7 protein-coding genes are annotated in these 6145 nt (G+C 73.3%); 2 read left to right on the plus strand and 5 right to left on the minus strand.

All coding sequences use genetic code 11. The features are described from left to right. Window positions 1-123: 123 nt before the first annotated feature. Both ACFWIS_RS02160 and ACFWIS_RS02165 read right to left on the minus strand, forming a co-directional pair. Complete coding sequence (locus ACFWIS_RS02160; protein ID WP_380452355.1) at window positions 124-390, minus strand: metal-sensitive transcriptional regulator; 267 nt, start codon at window positions 388-390, stop codon at window positions 124-126. A 187-nt stretch (window positions 391-577) separates the two neighbouring features. Continuing rightward, window positions 578-925, minus strand: coding sequence for a PRC-barrel domain-containing protein (locus tag ACFWIS_RS02165; protein WP_380452353.1), 348 nt, complete (start codon window positions 923-925; stop codon window positions 578-580). Between the two features lie 258 nt (window positions 926-1183). On the opposite strand from ACFWIS_RS02165, the gene ACFWIS_RS02170 reads away from it, so the two are divergent. Next, on the plus strand, window positions 1184-1999 hold the full coding sequence (locus ACFWIS_RS02170; protein WP_380452445.1) for an SAM-dependent methyltransferase: 816 nt from the start codon (window positions 1184-1186) through the stop codon (window positions 1997-1999). Window positions 2000-2182: 183 nt separating this feature from the next. Beyond that, window positions 2183-2953 (plus strand): DUF4097 family beta strand repeat-containing protein, encoded by a 771-nt coding sequence (locus tag ACFWIS_RS02175; protein ID WP_380452351.1) that lies wholly within the window; start codon window positions 2183-2185, stop codon window positions 2951-2953. A gap of 77 nt (window positions 2954-3030) precedes the next feature. On the opposite strand, the gene ACFWIS_RS02180 is transcribed toward ACFWIS_RS02175, so the two are convergent. The 3 genes from ACFWIS_RS02180 to ACFWIS_RS02190 all read right to left on the minus strand — a co-directional run. Then, window positions 3031-3684 (minus strand): hypothetical protein, encoded by a 654-nt coding sequence (locus ACFWIS_RS02180; protein WP_380452349.1) that lies wholly within the window; start codon window positions 3682-3684, stop codon window positions 3031-3033. A 186-nt stretch (window positions 3685-3870) separates the two neighbouring features. Then, window positions 3871-4545, minus strand: a complete 675-nt coding sequence (locus ACFWIS_RS02185) for a response regulator (RefSeq protein ID WP_380452347.1) — start codon at window positions 4543-4545, stop codon at window positions 3871-3873. Next, a partial coding sequence (locus tag ACFWIS_RS02190; RefSeq protein WP_380523451.1) for a histidine kinase occupies window positions 4542-6145 on the minus strand: 1604 nt, incomplete at its 5' end. The genes ACFWIS_RS02185 and ACFWIS_RS02190, both read right to left, overlap by 4 nt.

Consider the following 6145-nt stretch of genomic DNA (forward strand, 5'->3'; position numbering starts at 1 on the left):
GTGGCCCCCACCACCCTCCCCCCCCCCCCCCATCCCCCCCCGGGCGGCGGCCTCGAGGACGATCCGTCGCGGCCCTCGGGGGGTGTATCGGGGGATATCGGGGGGGGTATGGGGTGGCAGCGCTCAGGCCAGGGCGAGGAACAGCTTCTCCAGCTCGGCCTCGGTCATCGGTGCCGCGTCCTCGTCGGCGGCGGCCATGCACTGGCGCATCCCGCTCGCGACGATCTTGAATCCGGCCCGGTCCAGGGCGCGCGACACAGCGGCGAGCTGGGTGACCACGTCCTTGCAGTCCCGGCCCGCCTCGATCATCGCGATCACCCCGGCCAACTGGCCTTGGGCCCGGCGCAGCCGGTTCAGGACCGCACCGACCGACTCCTCGTCCACCTGCATGTCAGGGCCGCCTTTCACATCGACTGTCAATGGACAAGTGTACCCGGAGGGGTATTCATTCCCCGCTGGCGGAGATCGTCGCGGAAGGCCCGTCGATCAGCGATGGGTCGACCGGTCGGCGGCGGGCAGGGCTGCAAGCGGAGGGCCGGCCGGTCAGCGGAGCGCCGGCCAGCGGCGGGCCCAGCGGTCAGCGGCGGGCCAGTCGGCGCTCGCCCCCGGCGCCGGTCGCGTACGGCAGCTCGTAGTAGGCGAACACCTCGGGCTCGTCGGTGGCGGGCAGGATGTCGTCGGTGCCGATCGCCGGAGCGTCCTTGACCTTGCTCCGCGGGTACGCGACCCGCAGGTACGCCGGACCGGCCACCGCCCCCTCCAGCGGGACGAAGACCAGGCGGCGCTTGGCGATCACGCCGACCGTGACGGTGGCGAAGAAGGGCTCGTCGGTGGACGTCTCGACGTAGACCGACTCCAGCGTGCCGATCCGCTTGCCCTTTTCGTCGACCACGTCCTGGCCCCGCCACTCGCGGATGTCTGCCATAGCGATCTCCATGGCCTCCGACCTCCTGTGTCAACACCCTGCCACTGGCCCCCGCCCACTTCCGACCCCCGGAGTTCCCATCCTGCGCCGGGACGGGCGCCGGAGCGCGACGAAAGGGACATACGGGGGTGAGCCGGCCAACCACCACCAGGGCATTGACCAGGGCTTTAGGCTGTCCGCCGACGTTCGGGAACAGCTCGCCCGGGGAGCACCCCGGCCGGGACGGCCAGAGGGGCGGCAGCCGTGGGGTACGAGAGCATGTGGGAGTCCGGTCATCCGGAGATCGCGGCCGACCTGCGGCCCGAGGTCCCCCACCCGGCCCGGATGTACGACTACTACCTGGGCGGCAAGGACAACTTCCCGGCCGACCGCGCCGCCGCCGAGAAGGCGCTCGCCGCCAACCCCGAGTTCCGCGCCACGGCCCGGGCCAACCGGGGCTTCCTGACCCGGGCGGTGCGGTGCGTCGCCGGGCTGGGCGTCGACCAGTACCTCGACATCGGCACCGGGATCCCCACCGCCGGCAACACCCACGAGATCGCCCGGGCCGTCGCCCCGACCGCCCGGGTCGTCTACGTCGACAACGACCCGATCGTGCTCAGCCACGCCCGCGCCCTGATGGCCGGCGCGGGGCCGGCGCGGACCGCCGTGCTGCAGGCCGACCTGCGCGACCCGTCGGCGGTGCTGGACGCCGTCCGGGCCGAGGGGGCGCTGGACTTCTCCCGGCCGGTCGGGCTGGTGCTGGCGGCCGTGCTGCACTTCCTGCGCGACGAGGACGATCCGTACCGGGCGGTGGCCACCCTGCTGGCCGCGCTGCCCTCCGGCAGCCACCTGGTGCTCTCCCACGGCACGGCCGACTTCATCCCGGCCGCCGTGCGCGACCGGGTCACCGGTGTCTACGACAAGGCCACCGCGCCGCTGGTGGGCCGGAGCCGGGAGCAGGTGCGGGCGTTCTTCGACGGGCTGGAGCTGCTCCGGCCCGGGGTGGTCACCGTCCCGCTCTGGCGCCCGGAGGAGGCGCCGGCGCCGGGTGCGGAGCGGGTCAGCATGTACGGGGCGGTCGCGCGCAAGCCCTGACGGCGGCATGGTGGGGGTGCCCCGTGGCGGGCGCTCGCGGCGGCGTCCGGGGTGGTGCTGGCGGGACCTCGGATTGGGGGGTTTTTACCACCGCCCCGGGCCCGGGCCCCCGGCTACTGTCGACGGGACGGCTCCGGAGCGGGGCGGTCAACACGGGGTCAGCACGCCATGAACGCGCATGACATGGGGGGAACCACCATGCTCCACTACCGCCGACACGCCCACCGCCGCCACACCTACCGCCACTTCGCCGGGGCCGTCGCGGTCGCCGGGCTCGCCGTCGGGGTGCTCAGCGCCTGCGACCCGGTCGGAACATCCGTCAGCGACGACGCGACCGTCTCGGACAAGGTCACCGCCGTCAAACTCGACAACTCCTCCGGGGACGTCACCGTCCACGGCAAGTCCGGCGCCGGCGGCGCCTCCGTCCACCGGAAGATCACCTATCACAGCGGGAAGCCCGGCACGACCACCCGGGTCGAGGGCGGGGTCCTGGTGCTCGGCGGCTGCGGGCACAACTGCTCGGTGGACTACACCGTCGAGCTGCCCGCCGGACTGCCGATCAGTGGCAGCACCTCGGCCGGCGGGATCCACCTCACCCAGGTCGGCGAGGTGTCGGTGCACACCGACTCCGGTGACATCTCGGTCGACCAGGCCTCCGGATCGGTCGACGTGCGCACCAACAACGGTGAGATCAAGGGCACTTCGCTCAAGGGCGACAAGATCCAGGCCAAGACGGACAACGGCGAGATCAACCTCACCCCCGGCAAGGCCCAGGACATCAAGGCCACCACCTCCAACGGCGAGATCCACGTCACCGTACCGACCGGCTCCTACCACGTCAGCGCCGGGACGGACATCGGCGAGAAGCACATCGGCGTCCAGAACGACCCCAACGGCAAGTTCAAGCTCGACCTGGGGACGGACATCGGCGACATCACCGTCAAGACCGGCTGACCGCGCGGCGGCTGGCGGCAACTGCCGCTCCGGGCAAGCACCTTGACGGGCGCACCCGGAGCGGGCGGGCCCGGAGGTCAGAGGCCGGTCTGGATCTCGGCGCGGTGGCGGATGTACTCGTCAGGGTGTGACCTTGCGATGGTGACGGCCGCCTCCACCAGGGCGTGCAGCTCCGCCGGGTAGGCGCGCGGCACCAGCGGCAGGCCCGGCAGGATGCAGCGGCGGACGTCCAGGTCCTCGTTGCCGACGAACTCCCGCAGCGCGGCCTCGTTCCAGCTGTCGCGGACGGTCGCGCCCTCGTCGGCCGTCGCGTTCCGGCCGCCGCCGACCGTGAGCGCCGTCCAGTACCAGGCCCGGGCCGCGCCGGCCCGCTCCGGATCGGTGCCGGTCCGCAGGTAGCCCAGCAGGGCCAGCCGGACCCGGCGCTGCCCGAAGGCGACCAGGGCGGGCTCGACGAAGCGGCGGTTGAAGCTCGGGTTGGGGTCGTGGATCGCCGCCTCCAACAGCGGCTCGAAGTACTCCTCGGGCAGCTCGGACCGTCCGGCGAGCGCCTTGTGGACCTCCCAGCGGGCCGCGCTCGGATAGTCCGCCCCCGACGCGACCTCGATCCCGAGCACCCGGAGCAGACGTGAAAGCCGCAGCTCGAACGCCTGCGATCCGCCCCCGGTGCGCTCGGGCAACGGCTGGAGTATCCGCACCTCGCCGGCCGTGTCCTTGGTTTCCACGAACATCCTCCTCATTCTGAGTCATCGGCAGACTACTCGCTGATACACCCGTTCGGAGTCGGTTTTCGGCCAGGACCGGATCATGAACGACGTCCGGGGCAGGGTTTTGACGCCCCTTCAGTCGCCGCGTCGGGTCAGCCCGTGCAGTGCGGAATGCTTCGGTTCGGTCGTACGGTGCGGGGTGACCATCCGTCAGGAGGGACGACCGGGTGGGACGAGGCCAGACTGGTAGGCGATCGCGACCAGTTGGGCCCGGTCCCGGGCGTCCAGCTTGGACATCGCCCGGTGCACATGGGTGCGGACGGTGAACGGGCTGACGAACATCCGCTCGGCTATCTCCTCGTTGGTGAGCCCGGTGGCGGCCATCGACATCACCTCGCGCTCACGGGCGGTGAGGACGGCGAGCCGCTCGGCGGGCGCGGCGGCGGCCGGACCGGGCTGGGCGAGGAACTGCTCGATCACGGCCCGGGTGGCGGCCGGCGAGAGCAGGGCGTCGCCGGCCGCCACGGTGCGCACGGCGGCGAGGAGTTCCTTGGGGTCGGCGCCCTTGCCGAGGAAGCCCCCGGCGCCCGCGCGCAGCGCCTGGGCCACGTACTCGTCGATCTCGAAGGTGGTGAGGATGAGCACCCGGGTGCCGGACAACTCCTCGTCCGCGCAGATCTCGGCGGTGGCGCCGAGGCCGTCCGCGCCGGGCATCCGGATGTCCATCAGCACGATGTCGGGCTTGGTGGCGCGGGCGAGCTCCACCGCCTCCCGGCCGTCGGCGGCCTCGCCGACCACCTCCATGTCCTCCTCGGCGTCGATCAGCATCCGGAAGGCGCCGCGCAGCAGGGCCTGGTCGTCGGCGAGCAGCACGCGGATGGTCATGCGTGGTCCTTGTCCTTTCGGATGGCGCGATCTTGTCGGGTGGCGTCGGGAGAGGTGGCGTCGGAAGAGGTGGCGTCCGGAGGCGTGGCGTCGCGAGAGGTGGCGGAGTCGGCGGGGCGGACCGGCCGGACGGTGCAGTCGCGCCAGAAGGCGTGGGCGCGCCGGTCCCTGGCGACGGGCCCGGCCGGGGTGCCCGGCTCGTGGGCGTCCTCGGGGCGGGCGGTGTCCTCGGGGCGGGCGGTGTCCTCCGCCCGTGGCGCGACGTCCTCCCGGGCGCCGGTGCGCAGCGGGAGTTCGGCGGTGACCAGGAAGCCGCCGTCGGGCCGCCGGTCGGCGGTGAGGCGGCCACCGACCGCACCGGCCCGTTCGCGCATGCCGATCAGCCCGAAGCCGCTCTCGCCCGCGGCGGGCGGGGGCAGCAGGGCGGTGCGGGGGCGGCCGGGGCTGGTCGGGTGGCCGTTGGCGACGCTGATCGCGACCCGGCTGCCGGTGTAGGAGAGGGTGACCTCGGCGTCGGCGCCGTGGGCGTGCTTGGCGACGTTGGTCAGTGACTCCTGGACGATCCGGAAGGCGGTGAGGTCGACGCCGGGCGACAGCGGGCGGGACTCTCCCTCGACGGTGAGCCGGACCGGCAGGCCGGCCCGTTCGAAGGTGTTGATCAGCTCGGGCAGCCGGTCCAGCCCGGGGGCGGGTTCCAGCGGAGCCGGCTCCTCCGCGCGGCGCAGCAGGCCGACGGTGGCCCGAAGCTCCTGGAGCGCGGAGCCGGTGGCGTCGGTGATGTGACTGAGCACCTCGCGGGCCTGCACCGGGTGGTTGTCCATGAGGTGGACGGCGATGCCGGCCTGGGCGTTGGCCAGGGCGATGTGGTGGGCGACCACGTCGTGGAGGTCGCGGGCGATCCGGATCCGCTCGTCGGCGACCCGCCGGCGGGCCTCCTCCTCGCGGGTGCGCTCGGCGCGTTCGGCGCGTTCCTCGATCGCGGCCAGGTGGGCGCGGCGGTTGCGGATGGAGTCGCCGAGGGCGCCGGGCAGCAGGGCCCAGGCCAGGACGCCGATCCGCTCGCCGATCGGGCCGCCGGGGCCGAAGACCAGCGCGATCCCGGTGAGCAGGACGGCGGTGACGATCGAGGCGCGCAGCGCGGTGGAGCGGTCGGTGCGCACCGCGAGGAAGTAGAGGGCGAGCAGCAGCGGGGTGGCCAGCATGGGGGTGAGCCGGGGGCTGGTCCAGGTGAGCAGCATCGTGCAGAGCAGGGTGACGACGACCACGGCACGGGGGTGCCGACGGTGGAAGAACACGACCACGGCGGCGATCAGGGCGAGGACGCCGGTGGCCGGGTTGACCGGAGCGAAGCGGCCCGTGGTCTGGTCGATCATGGCGCCGAGGGCGGTGACCCCGATCAGGGCCGCGCCGCCGGTGACGTCGAGCAACCGGGGGTGCTCGCGGCGCAGGCGTTGCCAGGTGTCGCTCATCGTCCTGTTCTCCGGGTCGGGGGCCCTGGCCTCGCCCTCGCCGGGTTCTGCCAGTCGGTGTCGCTCCGCACCCCCGGTGGGGTGCGGCGGGCCGGGGTGGGGCCTCCCCGCCGGCGGCGGCGCCGACAGCA

This window comes from Kitasatospora sp. NPDC127060 (assembly GCF_042724935.1).
Classification (GTDB): domain Bacteria; phylum Actinomycetota; class Actinomycetes; order Streptomycetales; family Streptomycetaceae; genus Kitasatospora.